Here is a 24,399-nt window from a genome sequence, read left to right on the forward strand (position 1 = left end):
TTGTTTGTGAGAGCCGTTTGGTTTTAAAAGAATCCTTAGTTTTGCGGGAAATACAATTTAGGGTGAGAATACTGTTTTTTTTAATATGTTCAGTTTTATTATCCGCTCAGAAAGTAGAACTTATTGAGCTGGATCAAAATATCAAAGATAAAAGAGAACTCACAAGATCACTTACTTTTACGGACAACCGACCTGATAAGTATATAGGTTTACTTGATTATAAGGGAGAGACTACGGAAATAAAATTTTCAGATGGAAATTTAAGGGACCTCTTCGAAAATTGGTTCTCAGAAGACAATAAAGTAAAGGGAAATAACGACATTACTTTAATTTTGGAAGAGCTAAAGATCTATCAGGAACAAGATCCGGGACAAAAAGAAGCGTTTGGAAAAGCCAAGATTAAAATATCGAGTTTCCTGAAGAGAAATGATAAATATTATTTTATCAACCGCTTTGAAAATGTCATTGTTTCCGATCTCAAAAGTTCTGATAAAGCAGCAAGATTTCTGGCCAGTCAGATATCTGCAATTTTAGCGCAGTTTATTAAAACGTCCTATTCCAATCCTGTTTCCGGGATTATGATTCCTGAAAATGAGCTTAATAATTACAGTCCTTTTCTCAATAAAAATTATAAAGCTTTTAATGAAGTAATATTGCAGGACGGGGTCTATAAAAGCTTTAAAAATTTCTATAACCAGAAGCCGGAAGCAGGCCATTCTATTGTTAAAAATAAAAAAGGGAAACTGGTAAGCGTAAAATTTAATGATTTTTCAGTACCGCTTAGTGAAGTTTTCTGCTACGTAGATTCTGGAAAAGCCTACATAGCTATACCAAGAGGGTTTGTAGAAATGTCAAAAGGGAATAAGGGTTTTTATATTATTTCATCCAGGGCACAGCTTTCAATCCAAAAAATGACTGGAGGCATGATGGTGGGTGCACTTGCAGGAGGCGTTGTAGGAGCACTTGCGGGGAGCGTAATTGATCCTGGAACATCTCATACAGCAATTATTACCGGAGTGAAAACAACAACATCTTCAAAGGTTTATTTAGATTCTTTAACAGGAGCTTATATCTTTGAAAAATAAATTCCGCACAGAAAATAAACAGGGATAATTTCTCGCTTTTTTTTATCTTTGCAAATTACAACGTTCTTAAATGAAAAACATACGAAATTTTTGCATAATTGCTCATATTGACCACGGTAAAAGTACTTTAGCAGACCGTCTTTTGGAGTATACCAATACAGTTACTCAAAGAGAGCTGCAGTCTCAGACCCTGGATGATATGGATTTGGAGAAAGAACGTGGGATTACCATTAAATCTCACGCCATCCAGATGGATTATGAGTATAAAGGAGAAAAATATATCTTAAACCTGATTGATACCCCGGGACACGTAGACTTCTCTTATGAAGTTTCCCGTTCCATTGCTGCCTGTGAAGGAGCGCTTCTTATTGTAGATGCTGCACAGAGTATTCAGGCACAGACCATCAGTAACCTGTATCTTGCATTGGAAAATGATTTAACCATTATTCCGATTCTTAATAAAATAGACCTTCCGTCTGCCAATCCTGAAGAAGTTACAGATGAGATCATGAATCTTATCGGTTGTGATTACGAAGATGTTTTAAGAGTTTCAGGAAAAACAGGTGAAGGGGTTCATGATCTTTTGGAAAAGATTGTTGAAAGAATTCCTGCTCCGGTGGGAGATCCTGATGCACCGCTTCAGGCTTTGGTTTTTGACTCTGTTTACAATCCTTTCAGAGGAATTGAAGCGTACTTCAAGGTAGTCAACGGAAGCATCACCAAAAATGAAAAGATTAAGTTCTTTGCAACCGGAAAAGAATACGGAGCAGATGAAGTAGGGACACTGAAACTGAAGCAGGTTCCGAAAAAAACCATCGGATGCGGAGATGTAGGATATCTGGTTTCCGGAATTAAAGACGCAAGAGAAGTAAAAGTTGGAGATACCATCACTTCTTTTGAAAAACCGGCTGCCGGACCTATTGACGGTTTTGAAGAAGTAAAACCAATGGTTTTCGCAGGTATTTATCCTATCGATTCTGAAGATTTTGAAGAATTGAGATTCTCTCTGGAAAAACTGAGACTGAATGACGCTTCCCTTGTTTTCGAACCGGAAAGTTCTGCCGCTTTAGGATTTGGTTTCCGTTGCGGATTCTTAGGAATGCTTCACATGGAAATCGTTCAGGAACGTTTGGACAGAGAATTTAACATGAATGTGATCACTACGGTACCGAACGTTTCTTACTTTGGATATTCCAAAAAAGATCCTGAAACTCCGATTCTGATCAATAACCCTTCTGAAATGATGGATCCTTCCATTATGGACAGAGTGGAGGAACCGTTCATCAAAGCTTCCATTATTACGAAATCCGATTTCGTAGGGGCTGTAATGACCCTATGTATTGAAAAGAGAGGAGAAATTGTTAACCAGAGCTACCTGACCTCCGAAAGAGTTGAATTAGTATTCAATATGCCACTGGCAGAAGTTGTTTTCGATTTCTATGACCGTTTGAAATCTATCTCCAAAGGATATGCGTCTTTCGATTATCATCCTATCGGATTCAGATCTTCCAAGCTTGTAAAAATGGACATCCTGATCAACGGAGATATGGTAGATGCCCTTTCTTCACTGATCCACGACAGTAATGCTTACTACATCGGTAAAAAGATGTGTGAAAAACTTCGTGAGCTGATCCCGAGACAACAGTTTGACATTGCTGTTCAGGCCGCTTTAGGAACCAAAGTAATTGCCAGAGAAACCATCAAGGCTTTAAGAAAAGATGTTACCGCAAAATGTTACGGAGGAGATATCTCCAGAAAGCGTAAACTTCTTGAAAAGCAGAAAGAAGGGAAGAAGAAAATGAAACAGATCGGAAGGGTAGAAGTCCCTCAGTCTGCATTCATGGCTGTATTAAAACTAAACGATTAATATAAAAAGACCGGTAATTTTTTTACCGGTCTTTTATTTTTCAGAAAGTTCGCTGTTTCTCAGTCAGATTCGCCTGAATCACCAGAGCTCCGAGGCCCAGGATCACTTCAGCAATGCCTAATATTCTGATAAGATTGATGCCGCATACGAGACATTCAGGTTCCGGGAAAGGCTTTTTCCCCACTACGATGATCAAGACTCCTCCAATGATAATAATGACCACGATAAAGGCTTTTAATAATGTTTTCATGATGGTATGAATTAGTTTTTTGTGCCTACTTTTTAAGGTTTTCGGCATTTACCTGTTATTGCGTTTAAACTATTCTTTAAACCTTACAGAAGGATACAAAATCATAGTATGAGCCAAGATTACTGTCCCCGGTAGTCAGCAATGCTGTAGCTGAAATAGAAACAGTATAGGCACAAGCCAGTAAATCGGCTACCGTATCTGTAGGAGGCGTAAATACAAGCTGAGTAGACCCGAATGTTTCCGGAGCCGGCATAAGAACGATAGGATCAAATCCAAAACTTTGTCCGGGTTTGTGAGGTCCTACAATAGAAAGGCTTACACTGCCGAGGTTTTCATTTCTTGCCCCGTATTTGATGTGTAGGTCCGTTGTTATTTTACTGCATCCGCTGCTGCCGGAAACAATTTCCTGAAGATCCACAGACAGGGCAATGTATTGGTTGTCAACTGTTGTATGAGCCCAGCTTCCGTATTTGTTAACATTTTGATATAAAACATTGTAAATAGCGATAGGCTTAGAAGTACCCGATACGGTGGCAGAACCTCCGGCTTGTCTTTGCAGCATGCGAATGGCAAAATACCTGTTTGGCGTATGTGGTCTTGCCGCAGAAACCGTCGCATTTCCAATGCCTGAAGTAGGCATTGCCATATCTATTGAAGTGACTCCTGTAAGCTTTTCGGTATTTAATTTCAATATTTCTGCATCTACATGAGGGGCAAAATTAGAATCCTGTGGCACCTGTATCCAGTTTCCGCTAAACGTCACTGTTTTCTCTGTCCCTGTTCCATTAATGAAGTAAGGTTCATAAGCAATCGGGTTAGAAGGATCGCCTGTAAATGACCATAAATAACCGATCACTGTTTTATCAATCATATTCGGAACAATAGGGCTCCATCCGGAAGGATTTAAGGCATCTCCGGGATTGGCTACTTCCTGATACTCAAAAAGATATTCCATAGGCTGAGCATTGATCTTTTTACTGATGGTACCTACAAGATTCACCGAAGAGAAAAAAGCATAATTCCCTAAAGTTTTCCCGGTTGCCGAATTAATACCCGCTTGAATCGGAATATGCTGGGTAAGGCCAAAATGAGTGAATGAAGGCGGAATAGAAGGCTCTACCGGAATAAGTTCCTTCGAACATAGTTTTACGCATAAACAGTAGCCTACGTTATTGCGTCGGTCCGCTTTTGTTTCCAGGGCAAACCGTTGTCCGCCATATTCCAGCTGGAAATAAACATCAGGGCCGCTTGCAAACGGAAGCGCAACGTCTGTTTCTACGTTAATGATAGGTGATAGGAATGTTTTCTTGAATTCAACAGAAGTATAATAAATTTTAAAATGTCCGTTGCTGTCTGTGGTATTTCTGCCCAATTCATCATCGGTAATAAAATCGGCATCCATTGCAATAACCGAAATTCCTTCAAGAGACTTTCCTGTTTTGCAATCTGTCAATACGCCGCAAATGGTCCATACATCAAAATAACGTCCCTTAATCAGACACCACCATTTATCAGGAATCGCATAAGAGAAATTGGCAATCCAGTTTTCCTGATTTTCAGATGTTTTCCATTGAGGAACGAATGTTGTGATATGAAACTGTCTCTCTTTTCCTTTTTTAGGAGGAAACGGAGGTCGTGGAACGGATCCACAATAAAAGTCTATTTCTAATGCAGAACGGGAATATCTCTCATCAATTTTAATGAAAAAATTCCCTTCCATATCTGTTTCTGCTTCTGCAAGAAGTCTGTCCTGTTTAGATTTGATTTCTTCTTCGGTAACTTCTCTGAAAGTTTCCTTAATCTCTGCAGAAGATACAGCTGCTGTATTAGCATCCGCTAGAGGAAGGTAAATACGTACTTTTACCTGACTAAGGTATTCTGAACAATCTCTGCCGCATAAATAGCCTGCAAGATTTCCTTTGATAGTGTGACTCATGGCTTTGGTGAATTAGATTTTTGCCTACTCTTTTAAGGTTTTCGGCTTCTTCCTTTTAATAGACCAAAGTTGATGAGATCTGTCACAAAATCTGCAAGGAAAATCACGGTTTCACGGCAGAGATTTTCCTGTTTTTTACTTCTTTCTGGTGAATTTTATTTCCATAGTCTTATATTCTTTCCCGGTTTTGGAGTCCTGGCCATACATTTCCATAATATGGTTATTATCATCCGTGAAAGTATAAATTTCCCTGAAACTGCATTCCTCTCCGGGTCTGGCCGGATCTGTCATTGTACCTTTAAATTCAATAGATTTTTTCACAGCATTCCACTCACCTTCCGCATGCATAATACCCGTTCCCATATTATCTATCCAGGTGCTTACAAATTTTTTCTTGGCATTGTCATAGCCCATAAGACTCATTCCCTCAAAAGGCATTCCCATAAAGTCTCCTTTATAAGTACTTTGCTGGTATCGTCCTCCAAAGATCATTTTGTTGGTGCATTCAGACTGGCTGGTGACAGGTTTTCCTCCGGCTTCCATCCACATCGTGGAAGTTCCGATCCAGTTTCCGTCATATCTGGTAAGCCTTTTTTGATAATCTCCCGGAGTGGCATATTCTATCCAGGCCTTCATAGCTGTAGCAGAGTCTACAGGTTTCCAGGTAGCGGAATCCGTTTTCGCTGATTCTTTTTCACTGGCGGTCTTTCCTTTTTCACAGGCTGTTAAAAGAAAAGCAATTGAAAATAATAACAATAGATTTTTCATAATTATTTAATTTTAAGATGGTTATTGTGAAATAAAGGTAATTAATTTTATCATGCGTTCAATAGTTTTCTTGATATCAATTATAAAGCGTACCTTTGTGTATTCATAACGCAAATTAATTATGCAGGCTATAAAAGTTGCGGTAGACGCAGTCATTTTCGGATACTTTGATAAACAGGATCTTCAGCTTCTTTTGATCAAAAGAAAGATTGAACCCTTTAAAGGAGGCTGGGCACTTCCCGGAGGTCTTGTTTTGGATGATGAAAATTTGGATGATGCGGTTAAAAGAGAACTTTATGAAGAAGCTGGCATAAAACCCGATTTTTTAGAACAACTCTATACTTTTGGTAACGTAGGCCGGGATCCCCGGAACAGAGTGGTTTCTGTGGCTTATTTGGGCCTGGTGAACCCTTCTTATCATGAACTCTTTGCCGATTCTGATGCAGAAGATGCACAGTGGTTCAGTGTGAATAAACTTCCTGCATTGGCTTTTGATCATAAAAGCATCATTGATATTGCGTTAAAAAGACTTCGTACTAAAATTCAGTACCAGCCCATCGGCTTTAATCTTCTGAATGAAGAATTTCCTTTTTCAGACCTTGAGAATCTTTACAGAACTATTGTGGGACGTGAAATTGACCGCAGAAATTTCCGTAAAAAAATCATGAGCTACGGTTTGCTCAATGAAACCGATAACGTGAAGAAAGAAGGCAGCGGAAGACCCGGAAAACTATTTACATTCAACCAGGAAAAATATGAGGAGCTGGAAAAAGAAGGCTTTTATTTCGAAATTAAATAGCTCCTTTGCCAGATATTCTCGTATCTGAATCCAAAGTTTAAATCTCTATTTTTCATTAATAAATTAAGCGAACCTGAGCTCGGGTTGTAAGCTGGATATTTCTTAACCAGAATAGAAATATTGAAAATACGCTGTTATCCATGTCAAGGTTTTAAACCTTGACATGGATTCCGGAACTTAGCAAGATAGTTTCAGAAACCTCTCTTCTAATTTCCCGATATCATTAAAAGAAAACACCTCATTTTATATTTAACTAAAACTTTAGTTTAATTCGTATTTGTGCTATTTGTGAAAATATTGGTGACATTCATGTTTCAAATATTCTTCAAAGTATTTAAATTTTATCATTGTAAATCAATAAGTTAAATATTTAGCGTAAAAATAACACAAATAAATTTTGGATGAAAAGCAATATTGTTCTACATTTGTGTAAGAATAACGCAATCATGAATTACACATTACAAAATATTATTGAAAGATTTCAGAATAAAGATCACCTTGAATTTCTATTCTTCTGGGGACATACCGTAAAAGATGAGATCAGCAAATCTTGCTTTAGCCAATGGTTTCCCATTCAGTTTGAAGAAAATGGAACCCTTTATAAAACAGCTGAACATTACATGATGGCGGGTAAGGCAAAACTGTTTAATGATCAGGAAATTTTACAGGAAGTTTTAAAATCTGAAACGCCTAATCAAGCTAAAAGCTTAGGCAGAAAAGTAAAAAGCTTTGATCCGAAACTTTGGGACGAACATAAATTTGAGATTGTAAAAAAAGCCAATTTCCTGAAGTTTTCCCAGAATCCAGAATATAGAGCATTCCTTTTGTCAACAGGTGATAAAATATTAATTGAGGCCAGTCCTTACGACAAAATCTGGGGAATTGGAATGTTGGAAACAGATACAAGAGCTCATGATCCGTCACTCTGGGACGGTGAAAATCTCTTGGGATTTGCTTTGATGGAAGTAAGAGACGAATTAAGAGGGTAAAAACACAACCAAAACACAAAATAAAATCATCGAAAAAACAGAACTTCACCCACAGATATTCCTGATTGAAGATTTTTTAAGCGCAGCTGCCTGCGATGAATATATTGAAATAGCAGAAGGAAAAGAATTTGAAGAAGCCAAAATCACAATGCACGGACGCCAGCTGATGAGCAAAGGAATCCGGAATAATGACAGACTGATGGTTTTTGATAATGCCCTTGCCGATGAGCTTTTCAGTAAAGCGAAAGAATTTCTTCCGGAAAAACATGAAAACCACAGGCTTCTGAACTTTAATGAAATGTTCAGAGTGTACAAATATGCTCCCGGACAGCGGTTCAAAATGCATAGAGACGGAAGCTATATCCGCAATGAAAATGAAAAGAGTTTCTACACCTTTCTGATTTATCTGAATGACGATTTTGAAGGAGGAGAAACAGAATTTGAAGGCTTATTCACAGTAGCCCCGAAGAAAGGATCTGCTTTGGTTTTTTATCATCCTTTGAGACATGAAGGGAAAGTACTGGTCAGCGGATTTAAATATGTTTTGAGAACGGATGTGATGTATTCCAACCCATAAAAAAACCTGTAGAGGATAAGCATTGTTATGCCCTTTTTAATTAGCGTAAAAATAACACAAAATTATAAAAAAGATGGAAGACGAACTAAAACCGAGATTCATCAAGTCATTGCAGAGAAACAATGACCAGATCAGAGAAGACCGCGCACGCACCATTGGTGCAGATTCAGAACTGATTTACAGGCGCAGGGTTGAAGATATTGAACTGAAAATAAAAAGACTGGAAAGAGAGCAGGAAGGGCTCATCGATATCAGTCCTTTAGACAGAAACAGCCTCACATTTGCGGATTTTCAACCGGAAGCGTTTGTGCAGAAAGATATAGAATATTCATTAACCATCCGAAATTTAAATATTCAGTTGGAAGTCGCAGTCAAGAGATTCGAGTATTTATTCGGTAAAACATTTTAATTATGGGAAGTACAAGATACGACATGGATGCTCGTTTCGACAGAGCAAGAAAAGCAGGTTACGGACACAAATCCGCAGGTGAAATTTTCACCCAGAATGCAGAAAGAAGAGCTCATGAATCTATGAATCCGAAAGGAATTTCTTTCAGAGAGTCAAGAGATTCTTCCGTACACCCGAATTCTGTTCCTATTATCTTAGGACTGGATGTGACTGGCAGCATGGGACATATCCCGCACGAACTTATTAAAGAAGGACTCCCTAAATTAATGGGAGGAATTATCCAGGGAGGCGTTCCGGATCCGGCTCTTTTATTTTTGGGAATCGGAGATCATGAATGTGACGGTTATCCTCTGCAGGTCGGTCAGTTTGAATCAGGAGACGAAGAGTTGGATATGTAGCTTACCCGTACTTATATAGAATCCGGCGGCGGTGGAAATGCCGGAGAAAGTTATCTTCTGGCGTGGTATTTTGCCGCTTTTCATACCAGAACGGATGCTTTCGAGAAAAGAAACCAGAAAGGAATTTTGTTTACGGTAGGGGATGAACCCTGTCTGAGAAATCTTCCCGCATCCGCAATCAGGGAAATTATGGGATCAGGACAGCAAACGTATACCCATTTTGATTTGCTGGATGAGGTGAAAAAGAGATATGAAGTCTATCACATCAACGTTTTGCATTCAGATCAGGCTTTGAGAGCCAATATGGGCTGGGTAGAACTTTTAGGAGAAAACTGTTTATCCATAAAGGACCACAGAGAAATTCCGAATGTTATTAAAAATGTGATCTGCAATAGATTTAAAAATGAAACTTTCAAATCAGCAGAGGGAGGGGGATTGGATCATATTCAAATGTTTTAAGTCATGAAAAAGGCACAAATAGTCATAGGTCTGGGTTTTGGTGATGAAGGAAAGGGAATCACTACGGATTTTCTTGCACAGCAAAACCCGGACTCTGTGGTGATCAGATTTTCAGGCGGCCAGCAGGCTGCCCATACGGTAATGATGGAAGGTAAAAAGCACATTCATTCCAGTTTTGCGAGTGGATCACTGCGAGGGTTACCGTCTTATTTTTCGGAACACTGTACCATTCATCCTGTATTTTTAATCAATGAAAAGAAGGAATTAATGGCGAAAAACGGAAATACCGAACTTCATATTCACCCTCTGGCTAAAGTCACCACTCCGTTTGATGTCTGGCAAAACAGAACCAATCGGAAGAATCTGGAGCACGGAACCTGTGGAAAAGGAGTAGGAGCCACAATGAAAAGACATGAAAGCCCGTACAAACTATTTGCAGCCGATTTAATAGCTCCAAGAGGAATGCTGATCGAAAAACTGAAAGGAATTTCTTATTACTATGGTTTTACGGATGAAGACCAATTGAAGGAAATGTTGAGCGATTTTTTGGATGCAGTGGATCAGATCGATTGGAAAATAGACAATTATGAATATCTGAATTCATTTGAAAACCTCATTTTTGAAGGCAGCCAGGGAATTCTTCTAGATATGGATCACGGCGTATTTCCAAATGTGACCTACGCCAATACCACCTCAAAAAATGCCTATGAAATCTGTAAGCAGCTGAACATTGAGGATATTGAAATGTATTATGTGACCAGAAATTACTCAACCCGTCATGGAAGCGGCTGGATGAGCAGTGAAAAGGAATTGATGCTGAAAAATAATGAAGAGGAAACCTGTATTTTTAATGAATACCAGAAAGAACTCCGTTTTGGAGAGCTGGATTATGATCTGCTGAATTATGCCCTTGTTTTAGATGGAGCTTATGGAGAAGCCTCCCGAAAAAATCTGGTTATTACCTGCCTTGATCAGTGGGATGAACAATTTAAAATAGAAAATGTAAAAATAAAATTTGATAAAGTCTACGGATCCTATTCTCCGTTTTCAAAAGACTTTAAGCTGATTTTTTAAACCAATAATGGCTTATATTTAGAGATGGAATAAGGCCGGAAAAATAAATAAGATGAAAACAAAAACATTATACCGACCGGTAGGAGAAAAAGAAATGATTCTGATTCTGGAAAACGGATATAAAAAGTTTCCTCCAAGACTTGATTGGCAGCCCATTTTTTATCCGGTTTTGAACGAAAATTATGCTTCAGAAATTGCAGAGAAATGGAACACGAGAGATGAAGCAGGTAATTATCTTGGATTCGTCACAAAATTTGAGGTTCAAGATGACGTAGTGAATTTGTATCCTGCCCAGAATGTAGGCGCAAGAGATCATAACGAATTGTGGGTTCCATCGGAAGAACTGGAAAGCTTGATGTTAAATATTAAAAAATTAACCATGACAAATAAAGGAATGGCAAAAGATACCTTAGAGATCTTAGCCAAAAAATATTATATAAACGAAGAAAACGAAAAAATAACAATAGAAAAAGAACTGGAAATCTGTAAGAAAGAAACGGTTTTGTATTCATCTGAAAAGCTGAATGAAATGTTGGAAAATAAACTTCCGGAAACCAATTTTGAGACTCAGTTTGAAGTATGGAATTTCAGTTCGTTAAAAGCAATTTTAAAGCTGGCTGAAGAAGAGAATCAGGACAAAATCATGTGTCTGAATTTCGCATCAGCCAAAAATCCGGGAGGAGGATTTATTAATGGTGCCGAGGCTCAGGAAGAAAGTCTGGCAAGAACTTCAGCCCTTTACGAAACCCAGCTTCAGGCTTGGGATTATTATAAAACTCATAGAGATATGGAATCCTGTTTCTATACGGACATGATGATTTACAGCCCGAAGGTTCCTGTTTTCAGAAAAGATAAAGGAGAACTATTATTGAAACCTGTTTTTTGTAATTTCATTACTTCTCCGGCCGTAAATGCAGGAGTTGTCAAGCGGCAGGAACCAGATAGAGCAGGTGAAATATATGATGCGATGGATGTTCGGATGGATAAAATGTTCGCCCTTGCTCTGAATAAAGATAATGAAACATTAATTTTAGGAGCTTGGGGATGCGGAGTCTTTAGAAATGACCCCAAAGAAATTGTAGAATTGTTTAAAAAACATCTGCAAGGAAAGTATAAGAATCAATTTAAAAGAGTGGTTTTTGCAGTCTTGACTAAAAATGAAGAGATGCTGAAACTGTTTGAAACAATTAAATAAAAATAAATTTCAAGAGATTATGAAAGTGTATAAATATAGATCTATTGAAAAGGATGTCTTTGAAAGAGATTTTAAAATGATTGAAGACAATTCTTTCTATTCATCCAATTATAGTATGTTAAATGATCCATTTGACATTTATTTTAATGAAGAGATAACCCAATTAATTGAGATTTTAAGGGTGTCATTTCCTATAAAAGAATTGGATAATTTTGAAACTCAGTTTAAAGAAATTTTAAATTTCAAGGAAGAAATTGGAGTTTATTGCTTAAGCACTGATTTTTTGAATGAGCAATTATGGGCTTATTATGCAGGTTCTTATTCAGGATATTGTATAGAGTATGATTTAGATAAATTAATTGATAAGGGGCAAAATTTTGATTTTCAATATAAATTTGAAATTGATTATAAGGATAACATTCCAACTTTAGGGATTGATGATCTTACAAACTTACAAGATGGGTTTATTAAAAAGATGTTTGCCACTAAAAAATCAACTTGGAAGCATGAAGAAGAAATAAGATTGATTTTTGATAAGTATGGAATGAAAAAATTTCATTCATCTGCAATTACTGGGATTTATTTTGGAATTAAAACTCCAGAAACAATTAAAGAATCTTTTTATGGACTCTTCAAAGATATGGACGTAAAATTTTATGAAGTATTTCCATCTAATTTTAAATTGGATTTCAAACTCATTAATGAAACTAAAAGAAAATTAAATTATGATTTAACTAAGTTTGATTTTGAAATACTTAGATATCGAGAAAACCGATTTGAAGAGATTTTTGACGTTTATTTAAAAATGGAAAGTAAAGAAAATGATAAGCTTTTCGAATTTATTCAAGCATTCAGAGAAAAATATTCTATTAAAGAAAACACCCTATACATTTATAATAATAAAGAGATTAAAGATCTTTTAGATGTTTTTCCAAAAAATGATGAACAACATATTAAACTTGCTGATTCTTTAATTACATATTTAAGTAATAATGAACTAGAAATTATTTAGAATCCTTACAAGGATTCTAAATATCATAAAATATTAGAAAACAAATGAAAAAACTAATCATACTAAGCGGCGCCGGAATCAGTGCCGAAAGCGGAATAAAAACATTCAGAGACGGAGATGGTCTCTGGGAAAATCATAATATAACAGACGTTGCCAGCCCTGAAGGATGGCGAAAAGACAGAGGATTGGTGCTGGAATTTTACAACCAGAGAAGAAGACAGCTTCACGAAGTGGAACCTAATGAAGCCCATCATTTGGTAGCAGAACTGGAAAAACATTTTGATGTTCAGATTATTACTCAAAATATAGACGATCTGCATGAAAGAGCCGGATCGACCAATATTCTTCATATTCACGGAGAACTGTTCAAGTCTTGCTCATGCAACAATAAAAACCTGGTTTATGAAGAAAAAGGAGACATTAAAATCGGAGATAAAGCAGAAGACGGAGCACAGCTAAGACCATTTATCGTATGGTTTGGAGAAGATGTTCCGCTTTACCAAAAAGCGCAGGAGAAGGTAAAAGAAGCAGATATTCTCGTGGTGATCGGAACATCTTTGCAGGTATATCCTGCGGCAGGGCTTATTCATGAGATCAAAGATGATTGCTTACTTGTGGTGATCAATCCCAACGAAACAGGATTCGGATACGGGCAAAGAGCCGTGGTGATGAAAGAATCGGCAACCAGGGGAATGAAGCTGCTGTTTGATAAATTAGTCAATCTTGCTTGATGGAAAATAAGGTCAAAGCTGGAATTTTTGGAGTGTGCATCGGTGATGCGCTGGGAGTTCCGGTAGAATTCAGAAGCAGAGAGCAGTTAAAACGTTCACCAGTTACTAAAATGAGAGGCTTGGGAACTCACCATCAGCCCGCAGGAACATGGAGTGACGACGGTTCTCTAACTTTATGTCTCGCAGATAGTCTTTGCAACGGATATAATTTGGAAGATATGGCTCTGAAGTTCCTTCAATGGTATAATGCGGAGATTTGGACACCTCATGGAAGGGTTTTTGACATTGGCATTGCAACTTCGCAAGCCATTTATAGAATTGGCAAAGGTGTATCTCCTGCTTTATGTGGTGGAAGTTCTGAGTTTGATAATGGAAACGGGTCTTTAATGAGAATCATTCCGTTGCTATTTTATATTAAAGATCTTCCTATTGAGAAAAGATTTGACATAACAAAAGAGGTTTCCTCTGTCACACATGGACATATCCGCTCTGCTTTGGCCTGCTTTATTTATTTGGAACTGGCTTTAGAAATTCTGAAAGGAAAGGAAAAATGGAAAGCGTACAGAATAATGCAGGAAAAAGTTAGACATTTTTTGGATCATAATCCAGTCTGCTCTCAAAATGAAATGGATAAATTCCATCGAATTCTAGAATTAAAAGTAGGAGAATATGATATGGCACCATTGTATACTTTACAGGAAGATGAAATAAGTTCCTCCGGCTACGTCCTCCACAGTTTAGAAGCCTCTCTCTGGTGCTTTCTCAACTCTGAAACCTATGCTGAAGCAGTGTTGAAAGCCGTGAATTTAGGAGAAGATACAGACACCACAGGAGCCATTACAGGAGGAATTGCTGGGATTTATTACGGATTTGAAAATATTCCGGAAGAATGGATCTCGGAGTTGGTAAGGAACAAGGATATTGAGGCTTTATGCGAAAAGCTTCAGAAAAAATTAATGAAATAAAAAAAATCATGAACGAAATACAAAACAAAAGAATAAGCAAATTTCTAAGCCTTATTCTGAGACATCAACCCGATATCATCCAGCTCAACCTGGATGAAAACGGATGGGCAGAAGTGAATGAACTGATTACAAAATCTGAAAAAGGAAGAATGTACTTCAGTTTTGAAGAGCTGGAAGAAGTGGTGGAAACCAATAATAAAAAACGATTCGCTTTCAATGAAGATAAAACCAGGATCAGAGCCAGCCAGGGGCATTCCATTGATATAGATCTGGCCCTGAAAGCTGCACAGCCTCCTGATTTCCTGTATCACGGAACAGCAGAGTCCAATAGGTCTTCGATTCTGCAAAACGGAATTGAAAAAAGAACCCGGCAGCACGTTCATCTGAGCGCAGACAAAGAAACGGCTACAAAAGTGGGGATGCGTCACGGAAAACCGGTTATTCTAACCATCAGAACAAAGGAGATGCATGAAGACGGAATCCATTTCTATCTTTCGGCCAACCAGGTTTGGCTGACAGATTTTGTGGATGCCAAATATATTTCAAAATAAGATGGGCAGAACATTAGTAATAGGAGATATTCACGGAGGCTTAAAAGGCTTACAACAGATTTTTGAAAGAGCAGCAGTCACAGAAGATGATCAGCTTATTTTCCTCGGAGATTATGTAGACGGATGGAGCGAATCTTCTCAGGTCATCAGTTTTCTGATGCAGGTTTCCGAAAAGCAGCAATGTATTTTCATCAAGGGAAACCATGATACCTGGTGCGAAGACTGGCTGTCTTTGAGGCAAGGTCCGGATATATGGCTCTCCAATGGCGGAAAAAGTACGGTGGAAAGTTATAAGGACTATTCACCGGAAGATCTGGATCTTCACCTTGAATTTTTTCAAAGGATGAAAAGCTACCACGTAGATGATGAAAACCGCCTGTTTATTCATGCGGGGTATTCGTCTATGCACGGCCCTGAAAAAGAAGTGTATTCCAGCAATTACCGATGGGACAGAACCCTTTGGGAAACGGCAGTAGCAATGGATAAAAAATTAAAGAAAGATTCAAAGCTTTATCCCAAAAGACTGCTTTTGTACAGTGAAATATTTATCGGACATACTCCAACACTGGATATAGGAATTGAACATCCAGCCAACAAAGCGAATGTCTGGAATATGGATACAGGCGCAGCTTTTACAGGTTGTTTGTCTGTAATGGATATCAACACGAAAGAATTCTGGCAAAGCGATCCGCTTCCTGCATTATATCCTTATGAAAAAGGAAGAAACAGCGATATTTTTAGAAAGTAACTCCAATGAAAACAAACCCAGAACCCAAGCACCTTATAGGTTTCCAAAACCTATAAGGTTTTTTATACTTACCCAAACCCGGAATTTGTTTTAACCACATATCAAAACAACTCTCAATAAATCCAAAATTTCCCTTTCCCACCCAAATCAGATTAAGTAATTTTGAAGCTCAAAAACTGCTTCAATGAAACTGAAATACCTCCTGATTTTTCTGAGCACCTCATTGCTTTTGGCTCAAAATTCATTTCAGACCCTTTTTGAAAAAGGAAATAAGAACCAAACGGTTACTTATGAAGAAATGAATGCCTATTACCGGGATCTGGCTAAAAATTTCAACACGATTCAATACCTGGAAAAAGGCGAAGACGATAACGGAAAACCTATTTATGTTGTTATTTATAACCCTTTTCCTGAAAAAGATCTTGAAAAACTGAGAAAAGATAAAGCCGTTCTTTTTGTCAACAATGGAATTCACCCGGGAGAACCGGATGGAATAGATGCCACCATGATGCTGATGCGGGATCTTGCTGCGGGAAAAATTAAAGCACCTCAAAACTTTATCATTGCCGCTATTTCTGCTTACAACGTTAGCGGAATGCTGAACAGAGGTTCTTTTTCCAGAGCCAATCAGAATGGGCCGGAACAGTATGGATTCAGAGGAAATGCCAGAAACTATGATCTGAACAGGGATTTTATTAAAGCAGATTCAAAAAATGCCAGAAGCTTCCAGGAAATTTATCAGTGGCTGCAACCGGATGTTTTTATAGACAATCATGTGAGCAACGGAGCTGATTATCAGTATACTTTTACCTATATTTCTACCTTTAAAGAACGTCTTGGAAACACATTGGGAGCTTACTTTTACAATGATTATCAGGCCAAAAACCTTGAAGCGATGAAGAAACTGGGCTACGAGAGTACACCTTATGTCAATATACACGGAGATGTTCCTGAGGTAGGATTTGCAGCATTTGAAGATTCACCGAGATATTCCACAGGATATACTTCTTTATTTAACTCTTTGGGAACCGTTCCTGAAACGCATATGTTGAAACCTTATGACAAAAGGGTAGATGCCACTTACAAATATATGCTGGTGAACCTTCAGAATCTGGATAAAGAGTATAAAAAGGTAAAACAGCTTCGTCTCGACAATTTGAAACAGTACAAAGCCGGATTACAGTACGGAATCCGTTGGAAAATAGATTCTGCTCAATTTTCTACCATGGATTTCAAAGGATATGAAGGAAGCTATAAACCAAGCGATATTTCAGGGAAACCAAGATTGTATTACGACAGGAAAAAACCGTTTACCAAAAAGATAAAACTCTTTACAACGGCGGTGCCTACAGGCTATATCACCATTCCTAAATACTATGTAATTCCGCAGTCTCAATATCGTGTCATTGAAGAGCTGAAAAGAAATAAGATCCGGATGACTGCTCTTAAAAAAGACAGCACAGCCTCGGTTGAATCTTATAAAATCAAAGACTTTAAAACAGTAAAAAACCCTTATGAAGGGCATTATCTGCACTATGATACAAGCGTGGAAACAGTAAATAAAAGCCGGGTTTTCTATGTGGGAGACTATTTGGTTTCAACAAATCAGCCTGGTGTAAAATACATCATGGAAACACTTGAACCTGAGGCTTTAGACTCCTTTTTTAACTGGAATTTCTTTGATGGAATTCTGGCTCAGAAAGAATATTATTCCGCCTATATTTTTGAAGATACCGCTTCGGAATTACTGAAAACAGATCCGAAATTAAAACAGGCTTTTGAAGCCAAAAAATCATCAGATAAAAAGTTTGCAGACGATGGTACAGCTCAGCTGGACTGGATTTACAGAAATTCGCCCTACTTCGAAGAGAAAACCTTCAGACAATACCCGGTTTACAGAATATTATAAATAGTTAATATTGGCGTTAAATTAATGATAATCAGCATTTAATTTATAGGTTTTTCACCTACGCATTCAGGTGTTTTTCCTGTATGTTTTTGATCACAGTCTCCCGAAATTTGCTTTATAAAACCAATAAAAACGATAGTTATGGCCACTAAAAAGCATTTTTTCGTTTCGCTGGAAGGTGTGGATCTTACAGCCGAACAGTTGAAAAATATTGACAAAGGAATTCAGAATGTCGTTCTTTCTGAATTGTCAAAAATTGATAATACCCAGGCTTTCGGAGCCCACAGAGACTTCAAAGGATTGGTAAGACCCCTGAAAATTAAAGACTGGTTTCCGTGGGGAATCGTGATTTTCAAGCCGGGAATAGATATTCAGAGCCAGGTAAAAGAGATCCAGTCTCAGATAAAAAGTTATGGAGGCTAGTTCTAGGACTTCAAAAAAAATGTGTCCCAGTTATGTTGGAAAAGTTGGGGCACAGCTTTTTGGAGTCGTCAACAATGATGGGAAAGTACAGTTTATTACTCCGCTTACCGTCACAGAGGATTTTCTTGAGCTCAACAAAGATAAAAACAGTCTGGAACAGAGATTCCGTTTCACCGGGAAATGTGTTGAAAAAGGCTGTGCTCAGTGGGATAATTCAGAATCCAAATGTTCATTATCCCGAAAAGTTCAGAATTTAGAGCTGCATAAGGAAGCCGAGCTCTTCTACTGCCCGATCCGGACTCAGTGCAGATGGTTTTCCCAGGATGGAAAAGAAGCTTGCTTTTCCTGCAATGAGGTCACCAGAAATATGGAAGAGCTTCTCGTACAGATTAAACAATAAAAAAAGACGCTTCTCATTGAAACGTCTTTTGTTTTATCTTGGTAAGCCTCTTTTTAGAGCGATTTCGGCTCTTTTAACGGCTACTTTTTCTTTCCAGTCCATGTATTTTTTCTTGAAATTGGACTTCATAATATCATCAAATTTACGCTGCACGGTAAGGTTCCATAAAGAATGAGCCTTCACTGCCCAGGATTTGTCCCATGCTCTCAGGGAGATCGAGAAACTTCCGTCCAGGTATTTCATCCAGTGCCACCATCCGGTAGGCATAAAAAGTGTATCTCCATGCTCCAGGAAACATTCAATACCTTCTATACCGTCAAGAGCAGGAAATTTTTCAAAATCAGGATTGTCTATATCATAATCTTCCAGCGCATAGGTGGCATAAGGGAGCTGATACAGTCTTTCTTTCCATTTGTACTCAAATAGCTTTACATGCTTTCTTCCGTTGAAATGGGTATGGAAAATATGCGCCATATCAATATCAAAGTGAAGGAAAGTTACAGAGCCTTTTCCTCCGAAAAACATAGAGGGGTATTTATCTAAAAATCCGCCCATAAGTTCTTTTGGCGAAATATAATCGTTCAGTAATTTATTGGCATGTTTTATAGGGTCGAAAAAGAAAATTCTCAGATCGGTAGGTTCTCTTTGGATGAGGTCTATATAATCTGCAAATTTCATTTTAGCAGTAGGCGTATTGATGGGAGCAGCAGGATCGGCTTTCGCAGAATCATAAAGAGGAACTTCTACATCACCTACCACTTCCTTTACATAATCCATAGTCCACTTCTGGTAAGCAGGCCATTTTCTTGCCATATTTTTGATGACAACGGGCCTTCTGGGCTTTAGATATTTTTCCATGAACTCTTCCTGAGTAATATCATCTACAACATCTATAGGCTTTAAAATAATTCCCATTCTATAAATTTTATGTTACAAAATTATTAAATAAATATATATGAATCAGTGTTTAAGTTTTTTTTAATCTATGATTCAAATCACTTTTAACTATTTAGAATAAATAAGAATTTAAAAATTGATCCTTTCCTGAGAAGTACCAGGATTTTCCTTCTTATAAGACAATGTTTTCTTCAAAAATGTTACAGCCGGATAAAATGAAATGATAAAATCCGGATTAAAATTATCAATAAGATTTTAAAGAATTAGCATACCAAACGAATTTTAATAATAAAATTGACAGACTGCTGTTCAGAACAAAATAATCTTGATTTTTAATCTAATAAGCTTCTTTAAAAGTCTGAGTTTTTAAAACTTTTTACCGAAAGGTTGAATATATCAAAAATATAACTATGTTTGTAGTGATAATTAATTTAACCTTTATCAATAAAATACATCTTTATAAAAAGTGTAACAAAAAACACAAGCTAAGAACTAATTAGGCAAATAATAAATTATGAAAGGAAAGATTTCTCTACTTCTGATGCTTTTTTTCACCGTGCTCACATTTGCACAGAAAACAGTATCAGGGAAAATTACCGATGAAGACGGATCTGCTATCCCGAGCGCCAGCGTTACCATAGAAGAGCCGGGTAAAGATGCGATTCTGGCATACGGTATTACCAATTCCAAAGGGGAATATAAAGTAACATTTACTTCTTCGGAAGCCAATGTAGATCTGAAAGTAAAAGCATTCAACCAAAAACCCCTTATCAAACAGATCAGCAACAGCGATCAGACGCTTACCTTCAAAATGCAGTCTGAAGCTACAGAAATAAAAGAAGTACAGCTGAAAACCAAAATGATCACCGCTAGAGGAGATACCATTGCTTATGATCTTAAAGCTTTCGAAAATAAAGGCGACAGAACACTGGCCGATGTAATGAGAAAAATTCCGGGGATTGAAGTGAATAAAGACGGAACCATCCTTTATCAGGGAAATGCCATCAATAAATTCTATGTCAATGGAAAAGATCTAATGGAAGGAGGATACGGAACCATCAACAACTCGCTTCCAAAAGATGCGGTGCAGAAAGTGGAAGTGCTTGAAAACCACCAGCCCGTAAAAATTCTTCAGGACAAAGTTCCTTCTGATCAGGCAGCCATCAATATCAAACTGAAAAAAGCCGTTACCATGACCGGAAGAGGAGAAGTAGGATCCGGTTTCGGAGATCCATGGCTGTGGAATGTAAAACTTACCCCAATGTTTTTCGGGCAGAAAAGCCAGTGGGTAGTGAATTACAAGACCAATAATATGGGGGAACAGGTAGAAAATGAAGGAAATATCCTGGCTTTCGGAAACAGATTCGAAGGACGAAGAATTAATGCTTCCCAGAATGACTGGCTGAATGTAGAAAATGCCAGTACGCCCAACCTCCCGGTAAAAAGATATTTAATGAACAACGTTCACTATCTGTCTGCCAACTATCTCACCAATATTGATAAAAAGAAAGAGTGGGAGCTTAAAGCCAATGCCAATTATACCAATAATGCAGTGGAAAGAGAATCTTACAGCCAGACCGATTATTTCGGAGGAAGTTCCAACTTTACCAATATTTTTAATAATTTTTATACAGATAAAGCCAAAGGAGAATTGATATTTACAAAGAATGCAAAAAAAGGATTCTTTAAAAATACCACAAGCTTCTCCCAGTACTGGAATGCAGACAGAGGAATTGTTGACAGAACAGATGCGAAAGACGGTACACAGAGACATGCAGATGAAGCGGTAGAATCTCCTACAACATCATTCCAAAACTCATTGAGTACCATCATCCCGTGGAAAGAAAAAATGGTGAATGTTTTATCTTTCGTGAGTTATCAGACAGACAAACAAAATCTGGAAGTTTCCCCATCCTCTTATCTGGAGATCCCGGGATTTACACCAACACCTGGCAGTGATTTCGTTCGTCAGAATTTAAGACTTAAAACTTTAGAAGCCAACCATTCTGCCAATATCAGTTTTTCAGCGAAAGGATGGACATTTACTCCGGAAGTTGGATTTAATTTCAAAACAACAGACCTGGTTTCAGATTTATCGAATATGACAACTACGGGAGTACTTCCCACACAGTATAGCAACGATCTGAGATACACAACCGCAACCCCTTACGGAAGTGTAGGGCTAAACTATAAGAGCGAATCCTGGATGTTGTATGCAAACTTTCCTGTAAACTCCAATAATATTAAAGCGGACGATCCGTTAAGAAGCGTTTCAAAAACAGTCAATAAAGTTACTTTTGAACCGAATGTTTTTGCACAGTATACTTTTGCTTCTTTCTGGAAAGCTTCGGTAAGTGCTAATATCAATAATAATTTCGGAGAAATAAATACAGCTTATTCCGGATTTCTGATGACTTCACCAAGCGGTATTAATGCAATGGACATCAATAATCCTATTCCTCAGAACAACAATAAATCTGCAGGAACGAGAATAGAGTACAGAAACCCTCTGAATAATTTATTCTTCAATGTGAGTTACAGATTTTCTGATGCCAAAAGAAACCTGATCTCCAACCCAACCATCAACGGGCCGGGATACAGCATCATGCAGTATATAGAAAAAGATAACCACATTCTAAACAATGCATACAGTGCCGAAGTAGGAAAATACTTCCCGAAATTCAAGACCAATGCTTCATTGAGCTACAGCAACAGTACAGCAAAATCTGATGCTTTCTTAAATAATGAAGCTTTTACGAACAACAACAACAGCCAGTCTTACGGCATTAAATTCAACAATACCTATTTCAGCTGGATGAGTGTGGATTATAATGCAAGTATTTCCAGAACAAAACAAACCAGTACAGGAAAGATCAACTCAAGCGCTATCAGAACAGGGTTTACACACAATCTTGGTGTTTTCTTCTATCCTGTTGAAGACCATACGATTGGATTCAATTGGGATCAGGTTAATACCAATGCAGCCGACCAGAAATACCACAACGGGTTCTATGATGTGTCCTATCAGTTTACCTGGGCTAAAAAGAAAATAGATTTCGAAATTAAATGGATGAATATTGCCAATAAAAAAGTATTTGAAACCTATGATATCAATACCACGAATATTACGCTTACAAGATATCAGCTGCGTCCAAGCCAGGTGATGTTTACCGTAAAATTCAACTTTAAGTAATTCTACACAACAATAAATATAAAAACCAATCTCGGCGAGATTGGTTTTTTGTTTGAGAGCTATTTTGTGTTTCTAAAATCCCTGGTTGTCTGCCGATGGGCCGTAACTTCCGGGAAGAGGAATGTCATTCAGTCTGTAATAAACGCCCAGCTGAGCCCTGTGGTGCGTAATCTGATTCAGAGAATGGCGGATAGATCCATACTTCGTCCATTTAGCCACTTCATGGCCATTATTTTTCAAAGCCCAGTATTCATTGAGATCTTCTTCTTTAGCATTTTGAAGAGATTCCTGTGCTGATTTGAAATTCTCATCCAGAGTCTGCAGAAGATCCTCCTTTGTAGATAAATGCTTAGGTTGATAATCACCTTTGGCAAAATCAAGATCAGACGTTTTCAGCATCGTGTCCGGCCATCCGAAAATCTCCGAAATATGGGTGGCAAGCGGCATCATTTTCATGCTTTTCTCATGCGGAGCATAGTCGTTTTTTCCTTCAGGATAAGCTTCGAAAAACTTCCTGGTCGTCTGGTATTCGGCTTCGAACTCGTCTCTGAATTGTGATAAAGTATCCATAAGTTTTTGTTTTTTAAGTACATAAAGTTAAAGCTTTTGTAATGGAAAATATTCTAAAGGAATTATAATTTTATAAACGAAATAAACCAAAGAAATAGAGGAGTCATAAAAAACGGAACTCAAAAAATGGAAAATCAGAGAAATTATATAGTATTGATATTCAGCAATTTATAATAAGGTGAATAATATTTTTAAAAAAACTGTAACATATTTTATCAGTTGCTAACTAATTAGTAAACATTATTACAATGAAAAATTTATTCTCTGTATTCTTTATCGCACTTTTTGCCTTTGCATCTGCGCAGGACTCTAAAGACGCAAAAGAAACCGCCAACCGTTTTTTCTACGAACTTACTTTTAAACCGAAGAAAGATTCGGCTAAACTGGATAAAGTGGTTGCCATCTTAGATATTACAAGTAAAAAATCAATTTACCAGGACTATACAATTCCGGCTCAGGATTCTATAATCAAAATAGCCGTTGAAGAGATGGAAAAGACAAAAACCTGGAAAGATATATCCAAACTCATTAAAATGCCTAAGTTTTCATATAAAATTATTAAAACTTATCCTGATATGAAGGAGCAGTATCTTGATAGAGTGAGTATGAACCTGTTCGGCTTTGACGATGATGTTAAATTTAGCTGGAATATTTTACCGGAAAAAGAAAAAGTAGGAGAATATAATACTCAAAAAGCAACCACTGAATTTGGAGGAAGAAAATGGACTGCCTGGTTCAGTACAGATATTCCTTTTCAGGATGGACCGTACAAATTTTATGGCCTTCCAGGGTTAATTGTTAAAGTTGAAGATTCAGAGAAAAACTATTCCTGGAAGCTTAGCGGAAACAAGAAGATTGCGGATTATGAGGAAATGTCTTACTCGGATAAAATTAATGCTAAATATGGAGTCCCTCATACGGTAACGCCAACAACAAAGGAAAAATTTGAAAAGGCCTATGCAAGCTTTAAGCAGGATCCATTGGCAGAAACGCGCCAGAGAGTTACACCGGAAATGATGAGTATGAAAATGCCGGGCTCAGATATCACCATTGGAGAAATGATGAAGAAGCAGGAAAAAATAGCGAAAGACTTTTTTAACTCGAATGATAATCCAATAGAAATTAAGGCAGCTGCTACAACAGAGAAGAAGAAAAAATAAGCATTCATATCAACTAAATTATATCTTGAATCAA

General features: G+C 37.6%; 25 protein-coding genes. 20 read left to right on the plus strand and 5 right to left on the minus strand.

The features are described from left to right. The first annotated feature begins 62 nt into the window (after window positions 1–62). Together ACM46_RS03665 and lepA are read left to right on the plus strand one after the other, a co-directional pair. The gene (locus ACM46_RS03665; protein WP_048505236.1) at window positions 63–1,085 is read left to right on the plus strand and encodes a hypothetical protein; all 1,023 of its coding nucleotides are present in this window, start codon (window positions 63–65) and stop codon (window positions 1,083–1,085) included. Between the two features lie 70 nt (window positions 1,086–1,155). After that, window positions 1,156–2,952: a translation elongation factor 4 gene (gene lepA / locus ACM46_RS03670; protein ID WP_048505237.1), complete on the plus strand. Its 1,797-nt coding sequence runs from the start codon at window positions 1,156–1,158 to the stop codon at window positions 2,950–2,952. 40 nt (window positions 2,953–2,992) lie between these two features. Here lepA and ACM46_RS03675 read toward each other — a convergent pair whose 3' ends face one another. The 3 genes from ACM46_RS03675 to ACM46_RS03685 all read right to left on the minus strand — a co-directional run bounded on the left by ACM46_RS03675 (window position 2,993) and on the right by ACM46_RS03685 (window position 5,906). Then, window positions 2,993–3,202: a hypothetical protein gene (locus tag ACM46_RS03675; protein WP_048505238.1), complete on the minus strand. Its 210-nt coding sequence runs from the start codon at window positions 3,200–3,202 to the stop codon at window positions 2,993–2,995. A gap of 76 nt (window positions 3,203–3,278) precedes the next feature. Continuing rightward, window positions 3,279–5,138 carry a transthyretin-like family protein gene (locus ACM46_RS03680; protein WP_048505239.1) on the minus strand — a complete coding sequence of 620 codons (1,860 nt, stop codon included), beginning with the start codon at window positions 5,136–5,138 and terminating at the stop codon, window positions 3,279–3,281. Window positions 5,139–5,273: 135 nt separating this feature from the next. Next, a complete protein-coding gene (locus ACM46_RS03685) occupies window positions 5,274–5,906 on the minus strand; it encodes a DUF1579 domain-containing protein (RefSeq protein WP_048505240.1) in 633 nt (210 codons plus the stop codon). A 121-nt stretch (window positions 5,907–6,027) separates the two neighbouring features. Between ACM46_RS03685 and ACM46_RS03690 the strand changes: the two genes are divergently transcribed. From ACM46_RS03690 to ACM46_RS03760, 16 genes are all read left to right on the plus strand, one after another. Then, complete coding sequence (locus ACM46_RS03690) at window positions 6,028–6,705, plus strand: NUDIX hydrolase (protein ID WP_048505241.1); 678 nt, start codon at window positions 6,028–6,030, stop codon at window positions 6,703–6,705. A gap of 446 nt (window positions 6,706–7,151) precedes the next feature. Beyond that, entirely contained in the window at window positions 7,152–7,694 is a 543-nt protein-coding gene (locus ACM46_RS03695) for an NADAR family protein (RefSeq protein ID WP_048505242.1), read from the plus strand. Window positions 7,695–7,842: 148 nt separating this feature from the next. Next, on the plus strand, window positions 7,843–8,271 hold the full coding sequence (locus ACM46_RS03700; protein WP_241485960.1) for a 2OG-Fe(II) oxygenase: 429 nt from the start codon (window positions 7,843–7,845) through the stop codon (window positions 8,269–8,271). Window positions 8,272–8,344: 73 nt separating this feature from the next. Then, the gene (locus ACM46_RS03705) at window positions 8,345–8,680 is read left to right on the plus strand and encodes a hypothetical protein (protein ID WP_048505244.1); all 336 of its coding nucleotides are present in this window, start codon (window positions 8,345–8,347) and stop codon (window positions 8,678–8,680) included. Window positions 8,681–8,682: 2 nt separating this feature from the next. Then, window positions 8,683–9,078 (plus strand): hypothetical protein, encoded by a 396-nt coding sequence (locus tag ACM46_RS23605; protein ID WP_241485961.1) that lies wholly within the window; start codon window positions 8,683–8,685, stop codon window positions 9,076–9,078. Window positions 9,079–9,204: 126 nt separating this feature from the next. Continuing rightward, window positions 9,205–9,537 carry a hypothetical protein gene (locus tag ACM46_RS23610; protein WP_241485962.1) on the plus strand — a complete coding sequence of 111 codons (333 nt, stop codon included), beginning with the start codon at window positions 9,205–9,207 and terminating at the stop codon, window positions 9,535–9,537. Between the two features lie 3 nt (window positions 9,538–9,540). After that, on the plus strand, window positions 9,541–10,611 hold the full coding sequence (locus tag ACM46_RS03715) for an adenylosuccinate synthetase (protein ID WP_048505245.1): 1,071 nt from the start codon (window positions 9,541–9,543) through the stop codon (window positions 10,609–10,611). Between the two features lie 52 nt (window positions 10,612–10,663). Then, window positions 10,664–11,806, plus strand: coding sequence for a TIGR02452 family protein (locus ACM46_RS03720; protein ID WP_241485963.1), 1,143 nt, complete (start codon window positions 10,664–10,666; stop codon window positions 11,804–11,806). Between the two features lie 19 nt (window positions 11,807–11,825). Then, window positions 11,826–12,818, plus strand: a complete 993-nt coding sequence (locus ACM46_RS03725) for a DUF2971 domain-containing protein (protein ID WP_173426464.1) — start codon at window positions 11,826–11,828, stop codon at window positions 12,816–12,818. A gap of 44 nt (window positions 12,819–12,862) precedes the next feature. Continuing rightward, on the plus strand, window positions 12,863–13,549 hold the full coding sequence (locus ACM46_RS03730; RefSeq protein ID WP_048505247.1) for an SIR2 family NAD-dependent protein deacylase: 687 nt from the start codon (window positions 12,863–12,865) through the stop codon (window positions 13,547–13,549). Continuing rightward, the gene (locus ACM46_RS03735; protein ID WP_048505248.1) at window positions 13,549–14,514 is read left to right on the plus strand and encodes an ADP-ribosylglycohydrolase family protein; all 966 of its coding nucleotides are present in this window, start codon (window positions 13,549–13,551) and stop codon (window positions 14,512–14,514) included. The genes ACM46_RS03730 and ACM46_RS03735 overlap by 1 nt, the downstream gene beginning before the upstream one ends. A gap of 8 nt (window positions 14,515–14,522) precedes the next feature. Beyond that, complete coding sequence (locus ACM46_RS03740; RefSeq protein ID WP_048505595.1) at window positions 14,523–15,065, plus strand: RNA 2'-phosphotransferase; 543 nt, start codon at window positions 14,523–14,525, stop codon at window positions 15,063–15,065. Between the two features lies 1 nt (window position 15,066). Beyond that, complete coding sequence (locus tag ACM46_RS03745) at window positions 15,067–15,813, plus strand: metallophosphoesterase family protein (protein ID WP_048505249.1); 747 nt, start codon at window positions 15,067–15,069, stop codon at window positions 15,811–15,813. 184 nt (window positions 15,814–15,997) lie between these two features. After that, entirely contained in the window at window positions 15,998–17,722 is a 1,725-nt protein-coding gene (locus tag ACM46_RS03750) for a M14 family metallopeptidase (protein ID WP_048505250.1), read from the plus strand. Between the two features lie 141 nt (window positions 17,723–17,863). Further along, on the plus strand, window positions 17,864–18,145 hold the full coding sequence (locus tag ACM46_RS03755; RefSeq protein ID WP_048505251.1) for a hypothetical protein: 282 nt from the start codon (window positions 17,864–17,866) through the stop codon (window positions 18,143–18,145). Window positions 18,146–18,164: 19 nt separating this feature from the next. Beyond that, complete coding sequence (locus ACM46_RS03760) at window positions 18,165–18,545, plus strand: hypothetical protein (RefSeq protein WP_048505252.1); 381 nt, start codon at window positions 18,165–18,167, stop codon at window positions 18,543–18,545. A gap of 33 nt (window positions 18,546–18,578) precedes the next feature. On the opposite strand, the gene ACM46_RS03765 is transcribed toward ACM46_RS03760, so the two are convergent. Continuing rightward, window positions 18,579–19,460, minus strand: a complete 882-nt coding sequence (locus ACM46_RS03765) for a cupin-like domain-containing protein (protein ID WP_048505253.1) — start codon at window positions 19,458–19,460, stop codon at window positions 18,579–18,581. Window positions 19,461–19,956: 496 nt separating this feature from the next. On the opposite strand from ACM46_RS03765, the gene ACM46_RS03770 reads away from it, so the two are divergent. Further along, a complete protein-coding gene (locus tag ACM46_RS03770; protein ID WP_048505254.1) occupies window positions 19,957–22,635 on the plus strand; it encodes a Plug and carboxypeptidase regulatory-like domain-containing protein in 2,679 nt (892 codons plus the stop codon). Window positions 22,636–22,707: 72 nt separating this feature from the next. Here the strand turns inward: ACM46_RS03770 and ACM46_RS03775 are convergent, their stop codons facing one another. Beyond that, window positions 22,708–23,205, minus strand: a complete 498-nt coding sequence (locus tag ACM46_RS03775) for a DinB family protein (RefSeq protein WP_048505255.1) — start codon at window positions 23,203–23,205, stop codon at window positions 22,708–22,710. 248 nt (window positions 23,206–23,453) lie between these two features. Between ACM46_RS03775 and ACM46_RS03780 the strand changes: the two genes are divergently transcribed. Beyond that, a complete protein-coding gene (locus ACM46_RS03780) occupies window positions 23,454–24,365 on the plus strand; it encodes a GLPGLI family protein (RefSeq protein WP_083997329.1) in 912 nt (303 codons plus the stop codon). Window positions 24,366–24,399: the final 34 nt, after the last annotated feature.

Origin of the sequence: Chryseobacterium angstadtii, assembly GCF_001045465.1 — a bacterium.
Classification (GTDB): Bacteria; Bacteroidota; Bacteroidia; order Flavobacteriales; family Weeksellaceae; genus Chryseobacterium; species Chryseobacterium angstadtii.

Excerpts from the sequence above, each read along its gene's own strand:
- ACM46_RS03750 (WP_048505250.1), top strand. The coding sequence starts at position 15,998 with ATGAAACTGAAATACCTCCTGATTTTTCTGAGCACCTCATTGCTTTTG.
- ACM46_RS03775 (WP_048505255.1), bottom strand. The coding sequence starts at position 23,205 with ATGGATACTTTATCACAATTCAGAGACGAGTTCGAAGCCGAATACCAG.
- ACM46_RS03705 (WP_048505244.1), top strand. The coding sequence starts at position 8,345 with ATGGAAGACGAACTAAAACCGAGATTCATCAAGTCATTGCAGAGAAAC.
- ACM46_RS03745 (WP_048505249.1), top strand. The coding sequence starts at position 15,067 with ATGGGCAGAACATTAGTAATAGGAGATATTCACGGAGGCTTAAAAGGC.
- ACM46_RS03765 (WP_048505253.1), bottom strand. The coding sequence starts at position 19,460 with ATGGGAATTATTTTAAAGCCTATAGATGTTGTAGATGATATTACTCAG.
- ACM46_RS03685 (WP_048505240.1), bottom strand. The coding sequence starts at position 5,906 with ATGAAAAATCTATTGTTATTATTTTCAATTGCTTTTCTTTTAACAGCC.
- ACM46_RS03690 (WP_048505241.1), top strand. The coding sequence starts at position 6,028 with ATGCAGGCTATAAAAGTTGCGGTAGACGCAGTCATTTTCGGATACTTT.
- ACM46_RS03760 (WP_048505252.1), top strand. The coding sequence starts at position 18,165 with ATGTGTCCCAGTTATGTTGGAAAAGTTGGGGCACAGCTTTTTGGAGTC.
- ACM46_RS03740 (WP_048505595.1), top strand. The coding sequence starts at position 14,523 with ATGAACGAAATACAAAACAAAAGAATAAGCAAATTTCTAAGCCTTATT.
- ACM46_RS03770 (WP_048505254.1), top strand. The coding sequence starts at position 19,957 with ATGAAAGGAAAGATTTCTCTACTTCTGATGCTTTTTTTCACCGTGCTC.
- ACM46_RS03695 (WP_048505242.1), top strand. The coding sequence starts at position 7,152 with ATGAATTACACATTACAAAATATTATTGAAAGATTTCAGAATAAAGAT.
- ACM46_RS03730 (WP_048505247.1), top strand. The coding sequence starts at position 12,863 with ATGAAAAAACTAATCATACTAAGCGGCGCCGGAATCAGTGCCGAAAGC.
- ACM46_RS03755 (WP_048505251.1), top strand. The coding sequence starts at position 17,864 with ATGGCCACTAAAAAGCATTTTTTCGTTTCGCTGGAAGGTGTGGATCTT.
- ACM46_RS03680 (WP_048505239.1), bottom strand. The coding sequence starts at position 5,138 with ATGAGTCACACTATCAAAGGAAATCTTGCAGGCTATTTATGCGGCAGA.
- ACM46_RS03720 (WP_241485963.1), top strand. The coding sequence starts at position 10,664 with ATGAAAACAAAAACATTATACCGACCGGTAGGAGAAAAAGAAATGATT.
- ACM46_RS23605 (WP_241485961.1), top strand. The coding sequence starts at position 8,683 with ATGGGAAGTACAAGATACGACATGGATGCTCGTTTCGACAGAGCAAGA.
- lepA (WP_048505237.1), top strand. The coding sequence starts at position 1,156 with ATGAAAAACATACGAAATTTTTGCATAATTGCTCATATTGACCACGGT.
- ACM46_RS03675 (WP_048505238.1), bottom strand. The coding sequence starts at position 3,202 with ATGAAAACATTATTAAAAGCCTTTATCGTGGTCATTATTATCATTGGA.
- ACM46_RS03715 (WP_048505245.1), top strand. The coding sequence starts at position 9,541 with ATGAAAAAGGCACAAATAGTCATAGGTCTGGGTTTTGGTGATGAAGGA.
- ACM46_RS03735 (WP_048505248.1), top strand. The coding sequence starts at position 13,549 with ATGGAAAATAAGGTCAAAGCTGGAATTTTTGGAGTGTGCATCGGTGAT.
- ACM46_RS03725 (WP_173426464.1), top strand. The coding sequence starts at position 11,826 with ATGAAAGTGTATAAATATAGATCTATTGAAAAGGATGTCTTTGAAAGA.
- ACM46_RS03700 (WP_241485960.1), top strand. The coding sequence starts at position 7,843 with ATGCACGGACGCCAGCTGATGAGCAAAGGAATCCGGAATAATGACAGA.
- ACM46_RS03780 (WP_083997329.1), top strand. The coding sequence starts at position 23,454 with ATGAAAAATTTATTCTCTGTATTCTTTATCGCACTTTTTGCCTTTGCA.